This is a genomic window from Desulfurivibrio nitratireducens (assembly GCF_044068515.1).
In the GTDB taxonomy this organism is placed as follows: domain Bacteria; phylum Desulfobacterota; class Desulfobulbia; order Desulfobulbales; family Desulfurivibrionaceae; genus Desulfurivibrio.
This window is the reverse complement of the sequence record NZ_JBIPKI010000007.1, coordinates 1-21,088: the sequence shown is the minus strand read 5'-3', so window position 1 is coordinate 21,088 and position 21,088 is coordinate 1. Positions and strand designations below refer to the sequence as shown.

Genomic DNA, 21,088 nt, shown 5'->3' with positions numbered 1-21,088 from the left:
GGAATTATCCCAGCAGGTCCCCCCCGGCCATACTACCCCGGGCCACCGCTCCGGATCAGGCAACGATCCGGGGCGGCCCGGCGCTGCCGGGACTGCTCAAGGCAGATCAAGGACCATGGCATCGTTGATATTATCCAGGGCTCGCACCTTTTTCAGCAAGTCGCGGGAGACCAGGGTGTCGGTGTTAAGCAGAATGACGTTGCGGCCCGAGTCCTGTTCACGGCCCACGGTCATCCGGGAGATATTCACCCCGGCGTCACCGATGGCGGTGGCCAACCGGCCGATCACCCCGGGCACGTCGTTGTTGTAGACAAAAAGCATCGGACCCTGGGGCAGGGCTTCCATCCGGAATGTGTTGAAGCGCACCAGGCGGGGCTCCTTCTTGCCGAACACCGTCCCGGCCAGAACGTTTTCTCCTTCGCTGGTCTTGACCCGGACCGACATCAGATTGAGGAAGTCCTCCGACTTGTCGGTCTTGGATTCAACCACCCTGATTCCACGCTCCTTGGCAATCAGCGGGGCATTGACGTAGTTGACCGCCTCCCGCAGAATCGGGGTGAACAGCCCTTTCAGGAAGGCCACGGTGATCGGAGTGGTGGTCTGATCGGCGAGATCGCCGCAGTATTCGATATTGACCTCCTCCACTCCCCCTTTGGCAATCTGCATATGCAAGGCGCCGATCATCTCGGCCAGGGTCACATAGGGGCCGACATGGGCCATAACCTCAGCGCTTACCGAAGGCACGTTGACCGCGTTGACCACCGTGCCGTTGAGCAGGTAGTCGGCAACCTGCTCGGCAATGGCCACGGCCACGTTCTCCTGGGCCTCGGCGGTGGAGGCGCCCAGGTGGGGGGTGCAGATAAAGTTGTCCAGGGCCAGCAGGGGGCAATTCTCGTTGGTGGTGGGCTCGACCTCGAAAACGTCCAGGGCCGCGCCGCGGATGGTCCCGTTCCGCAGGGCTTCGTAAAGGGCCTTTTCTTCGACGACCCCGCCCCGGGCACAATCAATTACCATGGTGTCGGGCTTCATCAACTTGAACTGTTCCGCCCCCAGCAGGTGCTTGGTATCCGGGGTCAGGGGCACATGAATGGAAATATAATCGGCCCGCCGGCAGAGTTCATCCAGGGAAACCAGTTCGGCCCCCAGTTTTTCCACCATCTCCTTGGGCATATGGGGGTCGAAGGCGATAATCTTCATCTTCAGACCCTGGGCCCGCTCGGCAAAAATCCGGCCGATCCGGCCGATGCCCACCACTCCCACGGTTTTACCGGTGACCTCGCGCCCCTGGAATTTTTTCTTCTCCCACTTGCCGGCCTTCATCGAGGCAGTGGCCTGGGGCACATTGCGGGTAAGAGCCATCATCATGGCGATGGCATGCTCGGCGGCGGTGGTGGCATTGCCGTCCGGGGCGTTCATCACCACAACACCCTTCTGGCTGGCGGCGCCAATATCGACATTGTCAAGACCGATCCCGGCCCGGCCGACGACCTTGAGATTTTCGGCAGCTGCGATGATCTCGGCGGTAACCTTGGTGGCGCTGCGGATCACCAGCCCGTCATAGGCAGGGATAACAGCCCGCAGCTCTTCCGGGCTCAGGCCGGTGCGCACGTCCACGTCAAGGCCGGCGCTGCGCAGAATATTCTCTCCCACCGGAGCCAGGTTGTCACTAATCAGTACTTTCATCGAGTTCACCCCAGATTATTAACTGTTGGCGCCCAATCCCGGCGCCATCAGGCAGGCATTCCGGCCAGGGCCGGATATCGGCTGATTTGGCTATGAAAAAAAGCCGAGTATTATGCTATCCCTATATTTTGTCAAGGGCTAATGAAGGCAAGTCCGGCAAATGGCCAGAGAGCCCTCGGCCCCTCTAAAACCGCTTAGCGGTGAGGACAGCCGGGGCCATGGTTGGTGACGGTTTCTGCCGCTGCCGGCCATCAGGCCCGGTCCGACTTGAAGAGGGCGGAGAAGTCGCTGGGCCCCTCATCCTCCGCCGGGGTCGCGGCGTCGGCCCGTTGCCGGCTGATTTCACAGCGGCATTCATCCCGCAGCTTGCCGCAGGTATCGGCAAACAACCGGGCCGGAAAACCGGGCTTGGCAAAATAAGCCAGCATATGTTTCTTAACCCCGGCCAGCAGCTCGGCCAGGAGCTCCTCCTTCAGCTGTTCATCGACAAAGTGGCGCGTCCGCTTAACCGTGAAGTTGAGGGTTGAACCCAGCCGGGCCAGGACGGCGACCCGCAGTTCGGGGTCGGGTTCGGAAAACCGGGCCAGCATTTCCTCCTCCAGGGGATAAACCACCTCGCATTGCAACTCAACCAGCCAGCGATCGCCGGCCAACGGCCGGGAGGTGTCGTAAAAGGCCAGCTCCAGTCCGTTGGCCAGGGTCAGGCGCTCCTGTAAGTTATGCTCTTGGTCTTCGGGCATCGTCTTTCCTCTTGGTTCCCGGGAAATTGATTGATCAGGTATTCAGGCTCGAGGCTTGAAGCCCGGGAGATAGAGCCGGCCGCAGCAGCGTAATCCGCCTAAGGCAGCGCGGCTCTGTTGCCCTGCTCCGGTAAAGGGGTTATATATAGCATAAATTTTGCGATCATAAAGGCTAAACATCCACCATCCCCATCATCGCAGGCCCTTAAGCCGGACTCGTCAACTTCAATGGACCTATTTTTTATGCCCCTGCTTGTTCATAATACCAAGACCAATCGCAAGGAAAAACTTACTCCCCTGGAAGAGGGGCACGTCAAAATGTACGTCTGCGGGATCACCGCCTACGATTACTGTCATATCGGCCATGCCCGCTCGGTGCTGGTTTTCGACATGATCGTGCGCTATCTGCGCTACTGCGGCTACAAGGTGACATTCATCCGCAACTTTACCGATATCGACGATAAGATCATCAAGCGGGCCCAGGAACAGTGCACCACTTGCAGCGAACTTTCCCAGCGCTTTATCCGCAAGTTCCACGAGGACATGGCCGCCCTGGGCACCGAAAAACCCACCCTGGAACCCCTGGCCACCGAGCATCTGCCGGAGATGATCGCTCTGATCGAAGAACTGATCGCCAAGGGCCTGGCCTATGCCGCCGAGGGCGACGTTTATTACCGGGTGCAGCGCTTTGCGGGCTACGGAGTCCTATCCGGTCGGGGCCTGGAGGACATGCAGGCCGGGGCCCGGGTGGCGGTCAACGACAACAAGGAACACCCGATGGATTTCGCCCTCTGGAAGGCAAGCAAACCCGGCGAACCGGCCTGGGAAAGCCCTTGGGGGCCGGGCCGGCCGGGCTGGCACATCGAATGTTCGGCCATGGGCAAAAAATACCTGGGCGACACCTTCGATATCCACGGCGGCGGTAAGGATCTGGTCTTCCCCCACCATGAAAACGAAATCGCCCAAAGCGAGGGCGCCAGCGGCAAGCCGTTCGCCAATCTCTGGATCCACCACGGCTTCGTGACCATCAAGGATGAAAAAATGTCCAAGTCGCTGGGCAATTTTCTCACCATTCGCGAGGTTCTCGAGCGCTACCCGGCCGAGGTTCTCCGGCTTTTTGTCTTTTCCACCCACTACCGCAATCCCCTTGATTATTCCGAGGCGGCCATGACCGACGCCGAGGCCGGCCTGACCCGGCTCTACAGCGCCTTGGCCGGGGTGGCGGAACTGCCGGAAGACGGCGCCGCCCAGTCCCCGACGATGATCAGTGCCAAGGACCGGGAAAAACTGGCCCAACTGGCGGAAAACTTCCGCCAGGCCATGGATATCGACTTCAACAGCGCCCTGGCCCTGGGAAGGATTTTCGACGCCATCAAGATCATCAACAAGGTCCGCCAGGCCCTGCCTCCCGCCCCGGCCCCGTCAGACCTGGATCTGCTGCGGGCAAGCGCTGCCAAGATCCGGGAGCTGGCCGGCATCTTCGGTCTGCTCAAGGAGGATCCGGCTCTTTATCTGCGTCAACGCCAGGAGAAGCTGCTGGCCAGCCTGGCAATCGAGCCTGCGGAGATCGAGGAATTAATCGCCAGGCGGGAAGCCGCCCGGCGGAGCAAGGATTGGGCGGAGGCCGACCGCCTTCGCGACCAACTTCTGGCTCGGCACATCTTGATCAAGGATGGCCCCGCGGGCACCACCTGGGAGGTGCTGCAGGATCAGGCCAAGTGAAGCAAAACCGGGCAGCAAGCTGGGCCGGTTTTGTCTGGAGCCCCGCCCCGTCGCGCGGTTGCGCGGATTTGCTCTGCCCTTAACCGCATTATCCGGCTGGGGAAGCCATCACATCCCCAGGGCGAACATCGCCTCAAGATCATGGCGGGAATAAGCCTGAAAAGCGAGCATGGTTTCCGTTTGCTGAATGGCGTCGATGGAGAGCAGGCGGTTGGTCACCAAGTCGGCCAGATCTTCATTGGCGGGAACCCTGGCAATGGCAACAATGTCATATTTCCCGCTTACGGAATAGGCTTCGGAAATTCCATCCATGGCCGCCAGTTGCTCCGCCACTTTATTGATTGCTGTTCTTTCCGTCTTGATCAAGATTATTGAAGTAATCATCTTTGCTCCTTTTTTGATTTTTGCTTTATGGTGCCGGTTTTTCCTCCTGACTTTATTACCTGATGGCAGGTTGATCAGGCTTTAGCGCAGCTGTTAATGGCCAACTGCAGCAACCTGGTTGCCGCTGGAGCAGCTCATCAAAGGGCCAGTCGCTCCCCGGGGAAGAGTAAGCCGGCTTTTTATGCTGCTGTAAAACCCCCTCCCCTAACGCTTTAGCCCGGCAGACTCGGCCGCGCCCGGTGAGTGAACGGCCACTGCCATGACCCCGCTCGCGGCCAGATTTTTTGATTATATGGCTTTCCGGTTCGCCCCGCAGCTTAAATAAAGATCAGGCCCATCGCCGAGCCCGAGATTCAGCCTTGAACTGTTGCGCCGGGATTTGCTAAGCTTTGGTAGCGGTTACCTGATTGACGCTGCCCGACAACAGGAGGGGAATCATGATCAGAACACCGGCCGTGGCCCATCAGTTTTATCCCGGCGATGCCCGTTCGCTCCAGCGGCTGCTGGCCCAACTGGTGCCGGCCGGGGTTGCGGCCCGGCCGGCCCGGGCGGTAATCATGCCCCATGCCGGTTATGTCTATTCGGGGAGGGTTGCCGGGGAAACCGTGGCCCGGGTGGAGGTGCCGGAAGACCTGATCGTCCTGGGTCCCAACCACCACGGCCTGGGGGCGCCGGCCGCCCTGATGGCCGCTGGAACCTGGCGCATGCCCGGGGGAGATGTGGAAATCAACGCCGAGCTGGCTGCAGAAATTCTGCGCCACTGCCCGGAGGTTCAAGACGACAGCCGGGCCCATCTGGCCGAACATTCCCTGGAAGTTCTGGTCCCCTTCCTCCAGTACCGTCAGCCCCGCTTGACCATTGTTCCGCTCTGCCTGGCCCGGCTGGATTACCCGGTCTGCCGCCTGATCGGCCTCGGCCTGGCCGCCGCCGGCAGGAACTTTCCCCGCCCGGTAATGCTGGCGGCCAGCACCGATATGAGTCATTACGAAAGCCGGGCCAGGGCCAGCGCCAAGGACCAACTGGCCATCGAGAGGGTGCTGGCCCTGGACCCGGAAGGTCTCTACCAAACCGTGGCCGCCAACCGCATCAGCATGTGCGGGGTCATCCCCACCGTGATCACCCTGGTCGCCGCCCTGGAGGCGGGAGCCACCCGGGCCGAACTGGTCCGCTACACCGATTCCGGCGAAACCAGCGGCGACCTCGACCAGGTGGTGGGCTACGCCGGCTTTATCATTTCCTGAGGCGCGGCAAGTTCTCGAGCCTCCGCTGCCCGAAAGCTTCGTCTTCTTCCCCCTTGCGACCAGCTTGTCTCTGGGACCTGATTACTGCCGGGATCGCCGCAAGGCGGCCAAAGGGCCGTACCTTGCCGTAACCCTTTAACTGCCGATGGCCAGGGCCAGCCAGGTGGCAGCAAACATCACCAGGCTGATCAAGCCGTTCAAGGTGAAAAAGGAGAGCCTGATCCGGGTAAGATCACCGGGACTGACCGCCAGGTGCTGGTAGAACAGGGCCCCGGCGGCAATCAGCAGCCCGACGGCGAAAATAAAGTGCAGGCCCATCACCAGGCCGGTGATGACAAAGCAGAGAAAGGCCAGGACATGAAAAAAAACCGCCAGCCGAAAGGCCAGGCGGGGACCAAAACGGGCCGGCAGGGAAAAGAGCCCGGCTGAGCGATCAAACTCGGTATCCAGGCAGGCGTAAACGGTATCGAATCCGGCCACCCAGAACAGCACCCCCAGGGAAAGCACCCAGGGAAATCCGGTCAGGGTTCCCGCCACCGCCACCCACCCCCCCAAGGGAGAGACGGCCAGGGCCACGCCCAGAACCACATGGCAGAGCCAGGTGAAACGCTTGGTCAACGAATAAAGAAAGGTCAGGGCCAGGGCCAGCGGGGAAATCAGCAGGGCCAGGGGGTTGAGCATGGCACAGGAAAGGAAGAAGAGGCCCGAGGCAACCAACACCAGGGCCCAAGCCTCCCAGAGCTTGACGGTACCGGCGGGAATGGCCCGATCGGCGGTGCGGGGATTGGCGGCGTCAAATTTGCGGTCGACGATCCGGTTGAAGCCCATGGCGGCGGTGCGGGCCCAGACCATGGCCATGACCAACCAGAACAGCACCAGCCCGCCCGGCAGCCCCCGTTCCGCCAACAGGGCCCCCGTCAGGGCGAAAGGCAGGGCGAACACGCTGTGTTCGAACTTGATCATCTCCAGGAGAATTCTGATTTTTTCCCAGATCGCCATCATGCCTTTGGTTAAGCTCCCATCGTCAGGTGAATCCCGGCCGGGGCCGGAGGCCGGTCCGCTCAGCGCCAGCAAAACCGTTGCGCAGTTCCGGCGGACCAGGGACCAGGCCGCCACCTGGCCAGGAGAAGATTTACCCCGGCCAGCGCGGCAGGTCGGGCACATTCAAGCCCAGCTGCTCGGCCACCCGGCCGGCAAAGGCCCGGGCCAGATCCTCGAGGCTGCGGGGCCCATGGTAAAAACCCGGCATGGCCGGACAGATGATCCCGCCGGCCTCATGCACTTTGAGCATATTGCTTATATGGGTCCGGTTGAGCGGGGTCTCCCGCACCGCCAGAACCAAGGGGCGCCGCTCCTTGAGGGTGACATCGGCGGCCCGCTGGATCAGGTTGTTGCTCAAACCGCCGGCCACCGCCGCCAGGGTGCCCATGCTGCAGGGCAAGATCGCCATTCCGGCAAAAACAGCACTGCCGCTGGAAAAAGGGGCGGCAAAATCCCGGATATCATAACGCCGGGCCACCAGCGGGGCAAGCTGATCCGCCCCTAGCCCCAGCTCCAGTTCCATCACCTGCTGGCCGGCCTCGGAAAGCACCAGATGCACTTCGACCCCCAGTTCCCCCATCAGCTTGAGAAACTCCAGCGCGTAAAGCGAACCGCTGGCCCCGGTAATCCCCAGAATGATTCTTGGCATTATTTTACCCCGACATAAACCGTAACTATCCCGAAAGTCAGGGATCGGAAAGAAACCTTGGCGAAGCCGGCGGCCCGCATCATGCCGGCCAGCTCCTCCGGCTCGTAAAAGGCGGCGATGGAGGAAGCCAGGTACTCATAGGCGTCCTGGTCACCGGAAACCACTCCGGCAATCCGGGGCAGGATCCGGTTGAGATAAAAATTGTACAACGGCTTGACCAACGGGTTGCGGGGACGGGAAAATTCCAGGATCAACAGCTTGCCGCCGGACTTGAGTACGCGCTGCATTTCCCGCAACCCCTGCTCGGTCCGGGCCAGGTTGCGAACGCCAAAGGCCACGGTCACTCCCCAGACACTGGCGTCGCGGGCCGGGATCTGCTCCCCGTCCCCGCAGACCGGCAAAATCCGGGGCCGCCGGCGATCAGCACCGATCCCGGCCAGGCCGGCCTTGAGCATATCCTCGCAAAAATCCACCGCCAGGATGGTACGCTCCGGGGCCTGGCGGGCCAACTCCAAGGCCAGGGGCAAGGTGCCGGCACAAAGATCAAGGACCGTCCCGGCGGGAAACTCCCGCAGCTGGCGGGCCACCACCCAGCGCCAGTAACGGTCGACCTGGAAACTCAGCACTGAATTGAGCAGGTCATAGCGATTGCTGATGGCCGAGAACTTGCTTTTAACGAATTTCTTTTTTTCTTCAGGATTATTCATAAGTTTAGCGCCGACCGGCTCCACCAGCCTGCGGCTTCCCTCAACTCCGGGTCAGCGGTCTTGCTATCTGAGCCGGGGGGGGCTCAGGTTAAGTCGCTGGCGGGGTCCTTGTCATTAATTATTTTCAGAGGCAGGGCTGCCGCCGGGACTTCGCCCCGCTTGATGAGCAGCTCAAAAAACCGGACCAAGCCCGCCTGCTGGCGGGGATCAAGGTCATATTGCATCCCGGCCAGATAGCGCCGGCAGGCCTCCTCCGACATCGGAATCCGGGGAGCGGCAACCCGGCAAATTCCCTCCAAGTCGGCCAGGCCTTCCCGCAGGCACCGCTTCAGTTCCCGATGAATGGCGGCCAGGGTTTCCGGCCAGGCCCGGTAAAAATCCTCCCGCACCGCCCAGAGGGCGAAAACAAAGGGCAAGCCGGTCTGCTGATGCCAGATTTCGGCCAGATCGAACTGATAGGGGTATTCTCCGGCGGCGGCCCAGCGCAGGGCCTCATCACCGATGGCCAGTACCGCGGCCCAGTCGCCCCGCTGCTCCTCGCCGATTTCGTAGCGCGGGTACACCTGCTCGAAGTCCTCAATGATTATTTTGGTCAAGCTCACCGAGGTCTGGGAGCGCGAGCTCAGCAGCACCAGGCGGTCACCCAGTTCGGCCAGGGGATAGCGGGAAAAGAGAAAAACGCTGCCCACCGCCCCGGTGGCGGCAATAGCCAGGTCCGCCATAATCCGGTAGCTTTCAGGATGGAGAGCGTATTCGTGGGACGACACCAGGGCCAGATCCAGTTCGCCCCGGTGGAGCAGCCGGTTGAGGTCGGTCGGGGGCGCTTCGGTTACCCGCCAGGCCGGTTCCCTGACCGTCTGCTTCCAGGTTTGACAGACCGGGGCGGTATTGAGAAAGCATACCATGCCAATCCGGGCCGGGGCGGGCCGCTGGCCAGTTGAACTTTTCATCGCTTCTACTCTGTCCATTCCAGGCGGATATCCTTGCCCGCCGTGGTGAGATATTCCAAGGCCGCATCGACTCCTCCGGCCGCGGCCGGGCAAACCACCGCCGGGAGGGCCGCCTCCACCCCCGGCGCGATAACCCCGCTCTCCCCTTCCCGGCCCAGCAACCGCGCTCCGGCCTGGCTAGCCATGGCCAGCACCGTGGCCGGCGGGACCTCGGGATGATCTTCACGCAGCAGTTTCATTTCCTGCCAGAGGGAAAAATCCGGGTTGCCGGCCAGGCTGTCGGTGCCCAGGGCCGGCGTTATGCCATGGCGCAACATGGTCGCCAGCGGGGCCTTACCCACCCCCAGGTGGCGATTGGAACCGGGACAGAGGCAGACCCCGGCCCGGCGGGCGGCCAGCCGGGCCACATCATCCTCATCAACCCGCACCGCATGGACGCAAAGGGTCTGCTCGTCCAGCAGACCCAAAGAATCGAGCCAGGCCACGGGGCTGCAACCCGGTGGCGGGAAAGCAGCTAGATCCAGGCCCCGTTCAGCGAGAAAATCACGCAACGGGCCGGAGCCGGTGGCGAGAAACTCCTCCTCGGCGGCCGACTCGGCCACGTGGAGCGGAAAAAGGCAATTGCCGGCCCGGGCCCTTTTTTTCAGGGCCTGCAGCAGCCGGGGGCCGGTGGAATATGGCGCATGACCGGTACAACATAGATCGTCATCCTGGGCGGTCAAGCGGGCCAGGGCCTGCTCCTCGGCGGCACCGGCAAGGCCCAGCAACTCCAGGTTAAAAAAAACAGCCGTTTTGAAATCGGCCCCTAGATTCCGGCTGGCCGGATCATTGCCGATATCAATCACCGACCGGCAGCCCCCGGCGTAAAGCCGGGCCAGGGCCAGCAAACCCGTCTCCGGGCCGCCGGGGTCGCATTCCTCCCGGGCCGCCAGCAGGCGCCGGATCCAGCCGGTGATATCCCCCGGTTGGGGCCGATAGTCCCGGCTCAAAAAGGCCAGGTGGGACAATTCCAGGTGACAATGGGCATTAACCAGGGCCGGCACCAGGACATGACCGTCATAATCGACCTCGCTGGTGAGAGTCAGGCCCGCGGTCAGCTTTTTAATCTCCTGGTATGGCCCCACCGCCCGAACCCGGCCGTTTTCAGTCAGAACCGCCCCGTCCCGCAGGGGCGGTCCGGCGACCGGCAATACCACCGGGGCCCGGTAAAAACGTCTCGTTTCGTTCATTGCTGACCTCGCAGCAGTCAATACAGAGTGTAATCCATCCGGCGCCGGCGGGCCTGGTAACCCGCCCCTTCCACCAGGCGGCGGATTTCCACCTCCGAGAGGCGAAAGCTGACTCCGGCGGCGGCAACCACGTTTTCCTCGATCATGGTGCTGCCGAAATCATTGGCCCCGAAGAAGAGTGAAATCTGGGCAATTTTGGGTCCCTGGGTGACCCAAGAGGCCTGAATATTGGCGACATTGTCCAGAAAAATCCGGCTCAGGGCCAGCATTTTCAGATAACCGAAGGCAGTGGTTTTGGCCAGCCCGGCCAGGGCGGTATGGTCGGGCTGGAAGGGCCAGGGAATAAAAGCGGTAAAGCCGCCGGTGCGGTCCTGAAGATCCCGGACCCGCTGCAGGTGCTCCAGACGGTCCGCCATGGTTTCGAGATGGCCGAACATCATCGTGGCGGTGGTCCGCATCCCCAACTGATGGGCTTCGGCCATGATCGCGATCCATTCATCGGCGCTGCATTTGCGCGGGGCGATTTCCCGCCGGACCCGGTCGGAGAGGATTTCGGCCCCGCCACCGGGCATCGAATCAAGGCCGACGGCCTGGAGGCGGCCCAGGACTTCCCGGGGGGAGAGACCGGCAAGCTGGGCGAAATGGTGAATCTCGGGGGGAGAAAACCCGTGCACATGGACCCCGTAGCCCTTGATGAAGCGCAGCATCTCCTCGTAAAACTCCAGGGGCTTGTCCGGATGCAAACCGCCCTGGAGCAGGATCTGGTTGCCGCCCAGAACCTGGGTTTCCTCGATTTTCCGCCCCAGTTCGGCCAGGGAAAGCACCGAGCCGGCAGGATCATCGGGTCCCTTGAAAAAGGCGCAGAATTTACAGGCCGAAATGCAAATATCGGTATAGTTGATATTGCGATCGATGATATAGGTGACCACCGGCTCGGGATGCAAGCGGCGGCGCACCGCGTCGGCCAGCAGCCCCAGGCGCATGAGATCGGCCCCGGCCAATAACTCCAAGGATTCGGCCGCCGTCAGCCGCTCGCCGGCCAGCACCTTATCGCTTATTAGATTTACGCTCATCTTCCCAGTTCTTAAATGGTTGCCGCATCAGGCAGGTCCAGGAAATCAAGGCTTGGCGGGCTGCCCCTCCCCGGCCGGGGCCCAAGCAACAACCAGCTCAGCTCCGCGGGCCCTGGGCCCCGTCATTACAGCACCCGCAATTTTTCGTAGAGGGTATCACGCTCAACCGGAATCCGGCCGGCTTCGCGGATCAGGCGGATCAACTCGCTGTCGGCCATGGCCTGGTCGGCCTCACCGCCGGCCATCCTGGTGATTAATTCCTCCGTGACCGTGCCGTCGAGGTCGTCGGCGCCGAAGGAGAGCGCTACCTGGGCCAGCTTAGGCCCGATCATCACCCAATAGGCCTTGATGTGATCGAAGTTGTCCAGCAGCAGCCGGGCCACGGCGATATTTTTCAAGTCCTCCACCCCCGAGGTGCGGGAAAGCTGAGACATTTCGGTATTGCGGGGGTGAAAGGCCAGGGGAATAAAGGTGAGAAAGCCGCCGGTCTGATCCTGGGTCGCCCGCAACATCAGCAGGTGATCAACCCGTTCCTCCACCGTTTCGATATGGCCGTAAAGCATGGTGGCGTTGCTGCGCAGGCCGAGCCCGTGGGCGGTGCGGGCCACCTCGAGCCACCCTTCCCCCGAGAGTTTCTTGTCACAGGTGAGCTGGCGGATCCGGGGACTGAAGACTTCGGCTCCCCCGCCGGGGATCGAATCGAGTCCGGCCGCCCTGAGCTCCTTCAGGGTCGCGGCCAGATTCTGACCGGAAAGCTCGGCCAGGTGGGCTATTTCCACCCCGGTGAAAGCCTGGATATGAACCCCCGGCCGCTCCTCCTTGATGGCCCGCAGCATCTCGAGATAGTAGGAGTAGGGCAGATCGGGGTGAATCCCGCCCACCACGTGAATCTCGCTGATCGGCTCGGCGAGGCGGGCCCGGATCTTCTCCCGGATCTGGGGGATGCTCATTTCATAGGCCTGGTCAGCCCCCTTCTCCTTGCCGAAGGCGCAGAACTTGCAAAGGTTGGTGCAGATGTTGGAATAATTAAGGTGCTGATTATAAATAAAAAAAGCCCGGTCACCGTTTTTCCGTTCCCGGACGATATTGGCCAGGTAACCCAGCAACAGCAAATCGGGGCAACGATAAAGCCTGATCCCGTCGGCGGCGCTGAGCCGCTCATCATTGCGGACCTTGGCGGCGATATCGGCCAGTCCGGCCTTTTCCAGCAAAACATCCATCATCGGACAATCTTCCCTAAAACGGTCATTGAATACGCGGCCCGGCGAGGCCGGGGATCAAACCCTGAAAAATTCGCCCGCCGCCCCTCGGTGGCGACGGAGCGGGCCGGTGACTAAAACCGGCGCTCATCGGGCGCCCTAGAGGTAGCCGGAAATAACGAAAATTGCAACAAATTACCGGGCGCCGGCCCCGCTTCGGCGCGGCGGCACCCCGATGGGCTCCGGGAATTAAAAAATCTGGAGGTTAGAGCGATATTACAATGGGATATGTGAGCAGGAGGGGCGTCAAATTTGCATTTTGCGGCCAAAAAGGTTATGGTTGGGTCCATTCAACATATTTCAACTAAACGCACATGACCGCAATGGCAAGCGCCGCCTTTTGTTCTGCGCAGTTCGCCTCTCCCGCCGGCTAAGCCCGGCCGGACGCGTCCGCTTTCAGCCGTGAAGCAAATTCGTCCTTATTTTCTTTCCGCCGTTGTGGTCCTGCTGCCATACGCCAACAGGAGACCCCCGCCATGTACTCACCGCCATCACTTTTTGCCGCGACCAATACCAGCAGTTCCGCCGCCGTCGCCAACGGTCTGAGCTCGAGCCCGGAACAGTGGGAGGACTGGCGCTGGCACCTGCGGCACACCATCAAGAAAATCGATACCGTCGAAAAGCTGCTGGGCACCACCTTTTCCCCGCAAATGCGGCAGGACCTGGAAGAAACCATCGCCCGCTTTCCCATGGCCATCACCCCCCATTATTTTTCCCTGATCGACCGGGAAAATTACGCCGACGATCCGGTCTTCCGCCAGGCGGTGCCGTCCAAGGCCGAATTGCGCATCGGTTCCCACGAACACAGCGACCCGTTGGCCGAGGACAAGGACAGTCCGGTTCCGGGTATTACCCACCGCTACCCGGACCGGGTGCTTTTCCACGTTTCCAACCTCTGCGCCATGTACTGCCGCCATTGCACCCGCAAGCGCAAGGTGGGGGACGTTGATTCGATCCCCGGCCGCAAGGCCTTGCTGGCCGGCATCGAGTACATCAGGCAAACCCCCGCGGTCCGAGACGTGCTTCTCTCCGGCGGCGACCCTTTTCTTTTAAGCGACGAACTGATCGACTGGCTGCTCACCGAGTTGCGCCGGATCGAGCATGTCGAAGTAATCCGGATCGGTACCCGGACCCCGGTGGTGCTGCCCCAGCGGATTACCCCCGAATTGGTGGAGATTCTGAAAAAACATCATCCCCTCTGGATCAACACCCACTTCAACCATCCCCGGGAAATTACCGCCCGCTCCCGCAAAGCTCTGGCTATGCTGGCCGACGCCGGCATCCCTCTGGGCAACCAGTCAGTACTGCTGGCCGGGGTCAATGACTGTCCGCGGGTCATCAAGCGGCTGGTCCACAAGCTGGTGGCCAACCGGGTCCGGCCCTATTATCTTTACCAGTGCGACCTTTCCGAAGGGCTGGCCAGCTTCCGGACCCCGGTGGGCAAGGGGATTGAAATCATCGAGCACCTGATCGGCCATACCAGCGGCTTCGCGGTCCCCACCTACGTCATCGACGCCCCCGGCGGCGGCGGCAAGATTCCGGTAATGCCCAACTACCTGATCTCCTGGTCCACCAACAAAGTGGTCCTGCGCAACTTTGAAGGGGTTATCACCACCTACAAGGAGCCGGATTCCTACAAACCCTTCTTCTGCGACCGCAACTGCGAGGACTGCCACCTGGATCTGCCCCTGGAAAACAGTGATGATCCCAATAAAACCGTGGGCATTTCCGGGCTGCTGGCCGACTACGAGAAAACCATCACCCTGGTTCCGGAAAACAACGAGCGCATGGAACGGCGGGAAAATGAATAAGGCCGGCGCCACCAGGGCCGACTCCGGCCGGTTCAGCGGGGCAGTCGGGGAACCGGCCCCGCTTGCCCTCGATCAAACCATCACCATCGGCCGTTCCCGCCTGCAGCACGGCAAGGCCAGCGACCGGGTCTACCTGATGGCCGCCGACGACGAGGATATGCCGGGTTTGCTGACGGTCATCGAGGAACTTGCGGCCGCCCACCGCTATGGCAAGATTTTCGCCAAGGTTCCGGCCCGCTGGGGCCAGGCCTGCACCGCCGCCGGCTACCGGGTGGAAGCCAAGGTGCCCGGCTTTTATCAGGGCCGGGAGGATGGCCTGTTCCTGGGTAAGTACCTGCAGCCCCACCGGGCCGAGCTCAGCGACCGGGCCGCGATCGAGCGCACCCTGGACCTCTGCCGCCAGGCAACGCCCAAGGATCCCGGGGCGGGGAGCAGCGGGCCCGGTTCCCCGGCAGCCGCTGCCCAGGGCAGCGGGAAGAGCAAGCCGCCGGCATACCGCCTTGGTCTGTGCGCCCCGGCTGACTGTGCCGCCATGGCCGCCCTCTTCCGGCAGGTTTTCCCCTCCTACCCCTTTCCCGTGCACGATCCCGGCTTCCTGCGCCGCAGCATGAGTGAAGAGGTCAGTTATGCCGCCGCCTGGCACCAGGAGCAAATCGCGGCTCTGGCCTCGGCGGAGTATTCCGCGGCGGCATCCCACGCCGAAATGACCGACTTCGCCACCCTGCCGGAGCATCGCCGGCGCCAACTGGCCGGCCGTCTGCTGGCCGCTCTGGAACAGGAAATGCAAAACCAGGGCATCAAGCTGGCTTATACCATCGCCCGGGCCGTATCGGTGGGCATCAATCTTACCTTCGCCCGGGCCGGCTACCAATACGCCGGAACCTTGATCAACAATACCCAGATCTGCGGCCGGATCGAAAGCATGAACGTCTGGTACCGCCTTCTCCAATAAGCCGGAGCCCGGCAACGATTGCCCCCATCATGCTGTCGGCAACCGGTCAACGAGTTACCCCTCCCGCGGTTGGCGGCTGAAACCCGTTGCCGAAAAAAAACCAAAAAGGCGGCCGCGAGGATCTTTTCCCCGGGCCGCCTTTTTGGGTTAAATGTTGAGAATCATGCCGTGACCGACGCAACGCCGGGCGGCAGACTGGTCATCACATCACCAGGGCTGGCAGATTTGCCCCACCCTTACTTGTTCTCTTTGACCTCAACGGAAATCACCGCCTCTACCCGGCGATTCTGCTCCCGGCCTTCAGGAGTGTCGTTGCTGGCAATGGGCTTGGTCATCCCGTAGCCTTTGGCCTTAAGCAGGGCCGGGTCGACGCCATGATTATCCACCAGGTGCTTGACCACGCTTTCCGCCCGACGCTGGGACAAACCCAGGTTGTAGGCGGCCGGCCCCATGTTGCAGGTATGGCCGGCGATCTCCACCGTGCTGATTTTTTCCGGGTATTTCTTGAGGAAGTCGGCAAACCGGGCCAGGTCATCACGTTCATCGGGCCGAATTTCGGCGCTGTCAAAAGCGAAGTTCACTGCCAGGCGTACAGTCTCGGTGCGAAAAACCGGTTCTTTCGCTACCGGGGGCGCTACCGCGACGGGCGCAGGCGGCGCCTTTTGCAGGAAAGCCTCGGTCGCAAAAGCCGCCAGGGCATCGCCGCTTGCCAGTTCATCGGCCCTGCTGACAAAGCCGCAGGCGGAATTCTCCACCAGCCTTTCCAGCATGATCGATCCGGCGGTCGAATCCCCCACCATCACCGGATAAACGCAGAGGCGATCCTCAAAGCGATTACGGAGTTGGGCGGCGGCCCGCAAGACATCATCGGCGGACTCCACCTCCCCGTCGGTGAAAATAACCAGGGCGGATTTTCCTGCCAGGGGGGCCAGATCATCGCCGCTCTTGGTGAGCGCAGTGGCCAGGGGGGTGGTGCCGGCCGGTCCTGGGATCGTGTCCAGGGCAGCGGCCAGATCGGCCCGCTTGTGGGGGGTCATCCCGTAAACCAGGGCGCTGCGCTTGAAGGGCCTCGCAAAATGCGGCCCGAAGGCCCGCACCCCGGCCGACCAGGAAAGTTCGGGCAGGGTTTCATTCAAGCCCGCCGCCAAACCCTGGGCCGTTTCATAACGGGTACCGGTGGTGTGGGGCCGGGACATTGAAGATGAACTATCGAGCAACAACAGGAAGTTGTCGACCTTGGCTTCATATTCACCGGCGGCCACCTTGGGCCCCAGATCCTTGTGGGTGACCGGGGTGTAAGGGGTTGTTACCTTCGCCGCACAGCCCCCCAAGATTAATGCTGCGGCAACCAGAGCAAAACCACAGGATAAAATTTTCATCTGATTCCTCCCTTCGCTATTTTTAAACAACTTATTGGCGGCACGACAATAACGGACCAATGCGAAAAATTAATTTAAATACAGAATATCACAGAAAACTTATCCAACACAAGGGGACAAAACTCCAACTCGATTATATTTTATCTTCGCAGTCATAGACCTGAACAGCCATCGCCCCGCGCCGGACAGACAACACCTGCTGGTTGCCCGCCCGGATCAATTTTTTAAGAGTGCACAATATGTGCCAGCCGCGGGAGGGCTGATAGGTTGTCCCTGGTGCCCTGAAATAATTAAGAATTAACAGGAGACCGGGATGAGAGAAGGAATATTCGGGGAGTACCATCCCCTGATAGTTCAGGAACCCCCTGAAATATCAGCAGGGATGGCAGGTGCTTCAGGCGATACCACCCCCGGGGCCGGATAACGCCAAAACCAGGGGTTGACAAGCGCGGCCCAGCGCTGGCAGAATCCTTTTGTTCTTGACCCAGCAGCCCTGGGGTGGACCAAGATCCCGGCCGCTCCCGGCCGGGTCAGTCCGAGCCCCCGCCAAGACACCATTTATCCACCACATCGAGGGTAATGGCCGGTAAAGAACCCGGGCGCTCTGCTTGATGTTACTTCAGCAAAGGCAGCAGTTGTTTGAACACCGGGGTCCCGGCCTTCTGCAACCAGTCGTAGATGATCATTTCGGTGTTGGACACAACCGCCCCGATATCCCGCAGACGGCCCAGCCCGGTTTCGTATTTTTTGCTGGTCCGGGAAGAGACCGCGTCCGCCGGCACCCAGATCCGATAACCGGCCAAAAGGCCGCCCAGCACCGTCTGATAGACGCAAATATGAGTTTCCACCCCGCAGACAATCAGGGTATTGACGGAATTACCCAGCAACTTGAGCTGCCGCCGAGCCGCCTCATTGTTGAAACAGCCGAACTCCATCTTGTCCAGGGGGGTGATTCCCGCCAGTTCGGCTTTGACCTCGGGAACGAAGTCCCCGATCCGGGCCGCGTACTGGGTCGTGGCCAGCACCGGAACTTCAAGGGCCCGGGCGGCCTTGATCAAGAGAGCGGCGTTGCGGGCCACTTCTTCCCGGCCGGCAATCACCTTCATCAAATTCTCCTGGATGTCCACCACCAGCACGGCGCAGTGCCGGGGTTCGAGATGATAAAGTTCCGCAGTCATTATTGCCTCCTTGGCTGATTGATTGAGCCGGCCAGGCGGGAACCGTCGCGCCGCCGGCAAAAATTTTTCTAAAGCGGCGGTAAATTCAGCGAATTTTCTCCAGGGTTTGGCGCTGGGCCCGCCGCTCCCGGTCCCCACGGGCCACATGAATGGGGCGGCCGTTCTGGTCAAGGCCGCTGACGTACATGGCGGTGGCCATGGTCCCCGGAGTCGGGGTAAAATCCTGAAACTGGCGGGGCACCAGGCCCAGTTTCTTTATTTTCCCGGCCATCTTGGCCATCTGCGCCACGGTGCAACCGGGATGGGCGGAAATCAGGTAGGGATTGACCAGCAGCCTGCCCCCTTTTTCTTCGCCCGTTATCCGGCTGACCGCCCGCAAAAAATCCTCCAGCAACCGGCCGCCGGGCTTGTGCATCAAGCGCAGCACCTCCTCCTCGGTATGCTCGGGGGCAATTTTCAATACCCCGGGAGTATGATGCTTGAGCAAGCGCCGCAGCAGGCGGGGGGTACGCAGCAGCAATTCCATTCGCAAACCCGAAGAAACCAGCAAATGCTTGACCCCCGGACTGGCCGCGGCGTCCCGCAGCAGGCCCAGCAGAGCCTCCTCGTCGATGCGCAAATGGGCGCAGATTTCAGGATAGAGGCAATCGCGGCGGGGACACTCCCCCGCCGGCAGGGAGCAGGAACAGCCGTAGAGATTGGCGGTGGGCCCCCCCAAGTCGGTGATGGTGCCGCGGAAATCCGACTGGCGGGCGATTGCCGCCACTTCGGCCAGGATCGAGGCCCGGCTGCGGCTGACCAGGGCCGCCCCCTGATGGCGCGTAATGGCGCAAAAAGAACAGTTGCCGCAGCAACCCCGGACAATGGTCACCGAATCGCGCACCATCCGGAAGGCGGGGACATCGCCGGCCTCGGGGTGGGGCCGGCGGGCGTAAGGCAGGGCGTAGAGGCGATCAAGCTCGGCCGGAGTCAGGGGATCCGCCGGGGGATGCTGGAGCAGCCAGAGGGCCTGCTGGCCCTGGAGCAGCGGCCTGGGGGCCTGGGCCCGGGCCAGGCGGTCGATGGTTTTTTCCGCCGCCAGGAAGAGGGCGGAGTCGGCCAGGATCTCCTTATAGCCCGGCAGCACCAGCAACCCGCCCGACTTGGCGCGGGCCCGGGGGCCGGCCGGTAATGTCTGGGCGGCGGCAATCTCGGATAACCCGCGCTCCGCCAGTTGGCGCGCCGTGAGACGCTCGCAGGTTCCCGGAATATCGCGTAAATCAAGGCCTTCAGCCAGGCGGCGGGCGATTTCCACTACCGCCCGTTCGCCCATGCCGTACACCAGCAGATCGGCCTTGGCATCGGTGAGTACCGAAGCTCGCAGTTTGCGCTGCTGGTAATCATAATGAACGAAACGGCGCAGGGAGGCCTCCAGGCCTCCGAGAATCAGGGGCACATCGCCGTATGCCTGCCGGGCCTGCTGGGCATAAACGATGGTGGCCCGGTCAGGCCGCCGCCGTTCCCGGCGGTCGGCCCGTTCTCCGAAATAAGGATTGCCGCCGGGGGAGTAATCGTCCCGGTCCCGGACCTTGACGTTGCCGGTGTAATTGGCGACAATGGAATCGAGATTGCCGGCGGAAATGCCGAAGAAAAGCCGGGGCCGGCCAAAGCGGCGAAAATCCTCGGGCCCGTCATAACAGGGCTGGGCCAGGATCGCCACTCGATAACCATGGGCTTCCAGCCAGCGGCCGATCAGGGCCAGGCCGAAGGAGGAATGGTCGATATAGGCATCGCCGGAAACCAGAACCACGTCGACCTCTTCCCAGCCTCGGGCCCGCATTTCCGCGGCCGTGGCCGGCAAAAACAGGTTTGCGGCGCCATCCAAGGTTTCCTTTCGCACTTTGCTCTGCCCACGGTGATTTTAATGATAGAAATGCTGGCAAACTGGGGCCAGTTTACCATAGACCGGCAAGGTTGCGGAACACAACGTTGACCGGAGGGCACTCCGGCAAAGCGACGCCCAGGGGCCGGAATCCCGGCAAAACCAAGGGGCCCACGGAGGAGAAGATGAAAATCGAGATAAACTATTGCAGCAAGTGAAACTATCTTCCCCGCGCCTCCAGGCTGGAGGCCGAACTGCGGGAAAACTTCCCCGCCGCCACCATCAGACTGATTCCCGGCAGCGGCGGCACCTACGATATCCGGGTTGACGGCCGGGAAATCTTCTCCAAGCACAAAAGCCGCCGCTTCCCCGACAACCAGGAAATCATCGATCTGCTCAGACAAGGGTAGGCGGCAAAAAAGCGCCAACGAAGTTGAAGGCGACGGGGGCCCGGCAGTGCCGCAGGTTTGGCCAAGCAGCCCCGGCGATTATACTCCGGTATATCGCCGGGGCTGATCGGCCAAAGATGCGGTGCTGCCGGATCCCCGCCGCCTTCAACGGGGACCGAAGATGGCGGTTCCGACCCGCACCAAGTTGGCCCCCTCTTCGATCGCCACCTCAAAGTCGGCGGACATTCCCATGGAGAGCAGCGGCGGCCCGTGCCGCCCCAGCAGACCCTGGCGGGCGCATTCCTCAGCCAGTTGGCGCAGCCGGGCAAAATGGGGCCGACTTTGCTCGGGATCGACGGCGAAAGGCGGCATGGTCATAAACCCCATCACCCGCAGTGCGGGAAGCTCGGCCAGGGCCCGCAGCAAATCAGCCACCGCCGCCGGAGCCACTCCGGATTTCTGTTCCTCCCCGCCGACGTTGACCTGAACCAGTACCGGCAAAACCCGTCCCGCCGCCGCGGCATGACGAGCCAGGGACTTGGCCAGCTTGAGCCGGTCCACGGTTTCCACCATGGCAAAGCGGCCCGCCGCCGCCTTGCTCTTGTTGCTTTGCAAATGACCGATGAAGTGCCAGGCCGGCGCAGGGGATGCGGCGGCTTGCGCCGCTCCCGGCCCGGCTTGAGCCAGCAGTTGCTCCAGGCGGCTGATTTTTTCCTCGGCCTCCTGGAGATAGTTCTCGCCGAAGAGCCGCTGCCCGGCGGCAACGGCCTCGGCCACCCGCTCCACCGGCACCGTCTTGCTCACCGCCACCAGGCTGACCGTGGCGGGGACATATCTATA

19 protein-coding genes are annotated in these 21,088 nt (G+C 61.8%); 5 read left to right on the top strand and 14 right to left on the bottom strand.

Annotated elements, in window-relative coordinates; genetic code table 11:
- Window positions 1-96: 96 nt before the first annotated feature.
- Together serA and ACHHTY_RS03900 are read right to left on the bottom strand one after the other, a co-directional pair.
- Window positions 97-1,683: a phosphoglycerate dehydrogenase gene (gene serA, locus ACHHTY_RS03905; protein WP_395492756.1), complete on the bottom strand. Its 1,587-nt coding sequence runs from the start codon at window positions 1,681-1,683 to the stop codon at window positions 97-99.
- A 251-nt stretch (window positions 1,684-1,934) separates the two neighbouring features.
- Window positions 1,935-2,423, bottom strand: coding sequence for a hypothetical protein (locus tag ACHHTY_RS03900; RefSeq protein WP_395492755.1), 489 nt, complete (start codon window positions 2,421-2,423; stop codon window positions 1,935-1,937).
- A 243-nt stretch (window positions 2,424-2,666) separates the two neighbouring features.
- Between ACHHTY_RS03900 and cysS the strand changes: the two genes are divergently transcribed.
- Window positions 2,667-4,145, top strand: coding sequence for a cysteine--tRNA ligase (cysS, locus tag ACHHTY_RS03895; RefSeq protein WP_395492754.1), 1,479 nt, complete (start codon window positions 2,667-2,669; stop codon window positions 4,143-4,145).
- A 108-nt stretch (window positions 4,146-4,253) separates the two neighbouring features.
- Here the strand turns inward: cysS and ACHHTY_RS03890 are convergent, their stop codons facing one another.
- The gene (locus ACHHTY_RS03890) at window positions 4,254-4,529 is read right to left on the bottom strand and encodes an Lrp/AsnC ligand binding domain-containing protein (protein WP_395492753.1); all 276 of its coding nucleotides are present in this window, start codon (window positions 4,527-4,529) and stop codon (window positions 4,254-4,256) included.
- Window positions 4,530-4,966: 437 nt separating this feature from the next.
- On the opposite strand from ACHHTY_RS03890, the gene amrB reads away from it, so the two are divergent.
- Window positions 4,967-5,770, top strand: coding sequence for an AmmeMemoRadiSam system protein B (amrB, locus tag ACHHTY_RS03885; RefSeq protein ID WP_395492752.1), 804 nt, complete (start codon window positions 4,967-4,969; stop codon window positions 5,768-5,770).
- A 135-nt stretch (window positions 5,771-5,905) separates the two neighbouring features.
- Here the strand turns inward: amrB and ACHHTY_RS03880 are convergent, their stop codons facing one another.
- From ACHHTY_RS03880 to mqnE, 7 genes are all read right to left on the bottom strand, one after another.
- Window positions 5,906-6,772 carry a UbiA-like polyprenyltransferase gene (locus ACHHTY_RS03880; protein ID WP_395492751.1) on the bottom strand — a complete coding sequence of 289 codons (867 nt, stop codon included), beginning with the start codon at window positions 6,770-6,772 and terminating at the stop codon, window positions 5,906-5,908.
- A 130-nt stretch (window positions 6,773-6,902) separates the two neighbouring features.
- Window positions 6,903-7,460, bottom strand: a complete 558-nt coding sequence (locus ACHHTY_RS03875) for a UbiX family flavin prenyltransferase (RefSeq protein WP_395492750.1) — start codon at window positions 7,458-7,460, stop codon at window positions 6,903-6,905.
- Window positions 7,460-8,167: a ubiquinone/menaquinone biosynthesis methyltransferase gene (locus ACHHTY_RS03870; protein ID WP_395492749.1), complete on the bottom strand. Its 708-nt coding sequence runs from the start codon at window positions 8,165-8,167 to the stop codon at window positions 7,460-7,462. The genes ACHHTY_RS03875 and ACHHTY_RS03870 overlap by 1 nt, the downstream gene beginning before the upstream one ends.
- Window positions 8,168-8,250: 83 nt before the next feature.
- Entirely contained in the window at window positions 8,251-9,117 is an 867-nt protein-coding gene (locus ACHHTY_RS03865; protein ID WP_395492748.1) for a menaquinone biosynthesis protein, read from the bottom strand.
- Between the two features lie 5 nt (window positions 9,118-9,122).
- Complete coding sequence (locus tag ACHHTY_RS03860; protein ID WP_395492747.1) at window positions 9,123-10,346, bottom strand: amidohydrolase family protein; 1,224 nt, start codon at window positions 10,344-10,346, stop codon at window positions 9,123-9,125.
- Between the two features lie 17 nt (window positions 10,347-10,363).
- Entirely contained in the window at window positions 10,364-11,419 is a 1,056-nt protein-coding gene (mqnC, locus tag ACHHTY_RS03855) for a cyclic dehypoxanthinyl futalosine synthase (protein WP_395492746.1), read from the bottom strand.
- A gap of 125 nt (window positions 11,420-11,544) precedes the next feature.
- Window positions 11,545-12,639, bottom strand: a complete 1,095-nt coding sequence (mqnE, locus tag ACHHTY_RS03850; RefSeq protein ID WP_395492803.1) for an aminofutalosine synthase MqnE — start codon at window positions 12,637-12,639, stop codon at window positions 11,545-11,547.
- Between the two features lie 515 nt (window positions 12,640-13,154).
- Between mqnE and kamA the strand changes: the two genes are divergently transcribed.
- Complete coding sequence (gene kamA, locus ACHHTY_RS03845; RefSeq protein ID WP_395492745.1) at window positions 13,155-14,489, top strand: lysine 2,3-aminomutase; 1,335 nt, start codon at window positions 13,155-13,157, stop codon at window positions 14,487-14,489.
- On the top strand, window positions 14,482-15,441 hold the full coding sequence (gene ablB, locus ACHHTY_RS03840) for a putative beta-lysine N-acetyltransferase (RefSeq protein ID WP_395492744.1): 960 nt from the start codon (window positions 14,482-14,484) through the stop codon (window positions 15,439-15,441). Before kamA ends, ablB begins: the two co-directional genes overlap by 8 nt.
- Window positions 15,442-15,677: 236 nt before the next feature.
- Here the strand turns inward: ablB and ACHHTY_RS03835 are convergent, their stop codons facing one another.
- The 3 genes from ACHHTY_RS03835 to ACHHTY_RS03825 all read right to left on the bottom strand — a co-directional run bounded on the left by ACHHTY_RS03835 (window position 15,678) and on the right by ACHHTY_RS03825 (window position 19,877).
- A complete protein-coding gene (locus ACHHTY_RS03835) occupies window positions 15,678-16,820 on the bottom strand; it encodes an OmpA family protein (protein ID WP_395492743.1) in 1,143 nt (380 codons plus the stop codon).
- Between the two features lie 614 nt (window positions 16,821-17,434).
- Window positions 17,435-17,998, bottom strand: a complete 564-nt coding sequence (locus ACHHTY_RS03830) for an isochorismatase family protein (RefSeq protein ID WP_395492742.1) — start codon at window positions 17,996-17,998, stop codon at window positions 17,435-17,437.
- A gap of 85 nt (window positions 17,999-18,083) precedes the next feature.
- A complete protein-coding gene (locus tag ACHHTY_RS03825; protein ID WP_395492741.1) occupies window positions 18,084-19,877 on the bottom strand; it encodes a YgiQ family radical SAM protein in 1,794 nt (597 codons plus the stop codon).
- A gap of 167 nt (window positions 19,878-20,044) precedes the next feature.
- On the opposite strand from ACHHTY_RS03825, the gene ACHHTY_RS03820 reads away from it, so the two are divergent.
- Window positions 20,045-20,269: a SelT/SelW/SelH family (seleno)protein gene (locus ACHHTY_RS03820; RefSeq protein ID WP_395492740.1), complete on the top strand. Its 225-nt coding sequence runs from the start codon at window positions 20,045-20,047 to the stop codon at window positions 20,267-20,269.
- 144 nt (window positions 20,270-20,413) lie between these two features.
- Here ACHHTY_RS03820 and ACHHTY_RS03815 read toward each other — a convergent pair.
- The coding region (locus ACHHTY_RS03815; protein WP_395492739.1) for a YggS family pyridoxal phosphate-dependent enzyme at window positions 20,414-21,088 on the bottom strand (675 nt) is incomplete at its 5' end.

Bases quoted from the DNA above. Each gene is read 5' to 3' on its own strand.
- ACHHTY_RS03890 (WP_395492753.1), bottom strand. From the start codon at position 4,529: ATGATTACTTCAATAATCTTGATCAAGACGGAAAGAACAGCAATCAAT.
- ACHHTY_RS03875 (WP_395492750.1), bottom strand. From the start codon at position 7,460: ATGCCAAGAATCATTCTGGGGATTACCGGGGCCAGCGGTTCGCTTTAC.
- mqnE (WP_395492803.1), bottom strand. From the start codon at position 12,639: ATGGATGTTTTGCTGGAAAAGGCCGGACTGGCCGATATCGCCGCCAAG.
- ACHHTY_RS03900 (WP_395492755.1), bottom strand. From the start codon at position 2,423: ATGCCCGAAGACCAAGAGCATAACTTACAGGAGCGCCTGACCCTGGCC.
- kamA (WP_395492745.1), top strand. From the start codon at position 13,155: ATGTACTCACCGCCATCACTTTTTGCCGCGACCAATACCAGCAGTTCC.
- serA (WP_395492756.1), bottom strand. From the start codon at position 1,683: ATGAAAGTACTGATTAGTGACAACCTGGCTCCGGTGGGAGAGAATATT.
- ablB (WP_395492744.1), top strand. From the start codon at position 14,482: ATGAATAAGGCCGGCGCCACCAGGGCCGACTCCGGCCGGTTCAGCGGG.
- amrB (WP_395492752.1), top strand. From the start codon at position 4,967: ATGATCAGAACACCGGCCGTGGCCCATCAGTTTTATCCCGGCGATGCC.
- ACHHTY_RS03870 (WP_395492749.1), bottom strand. From the start codon at position 8,167: ATGAATAATCCTGAAGAAAAAAAGAAATTCGTTAAAAGCAAGTTCTCG.
- ACHHTY_RS03835 (WP_395492743.1), bottom strand. From the start codon at position 16,820: ATGAAAATTTTATCCTGTGGTTTTGCTCTGGTTGCCGCAGCATTAATC.
- mqnC (WP_395492746.1), bottom strand. From the start codon at position 11,419: ATGAGCGTAAATCTAATAAGCGATAAGGTGCTGGCCGGCGAGCGGCTG.
- ACHHTY_RS03830 (WP_395492742.1), bottom strand. From the start codon at position 17,998: ATGACTGCGGAACTTTATCATCTCGAACCCCGGCACTGCGCCGTGCTG.
- ACHHTY_RS03865 (WP_395492748.1), bottom strand. From the start codon at position 9,117: ATGAAAAGTTCAACTGGCCAGCGGCCCGCCCCGGCCCGGATTGGCATG.
- ACHHTY_RS03860 (WP_395492747.1), bottom strand. From the start codon at position 10,346: ATGAACGAAACGAGACGTTTTTACCGGGCCCCGGTGGTATTGCCGGTC.
- cysS (WP_395492754.1), top strand. From the start codon at position 2,667: ATGCCCCTGCTTGTTCATAATACCAAGACCAATCGCAAGGAAAAACTT.
- ACHHTY_RS03880 (WP_395492751.1), bottom strand. From the start codon at position 6,772: ATGATGGCGATCTGGGAAAAAATCAGAATTCTCCTGGAGATGATCAAG.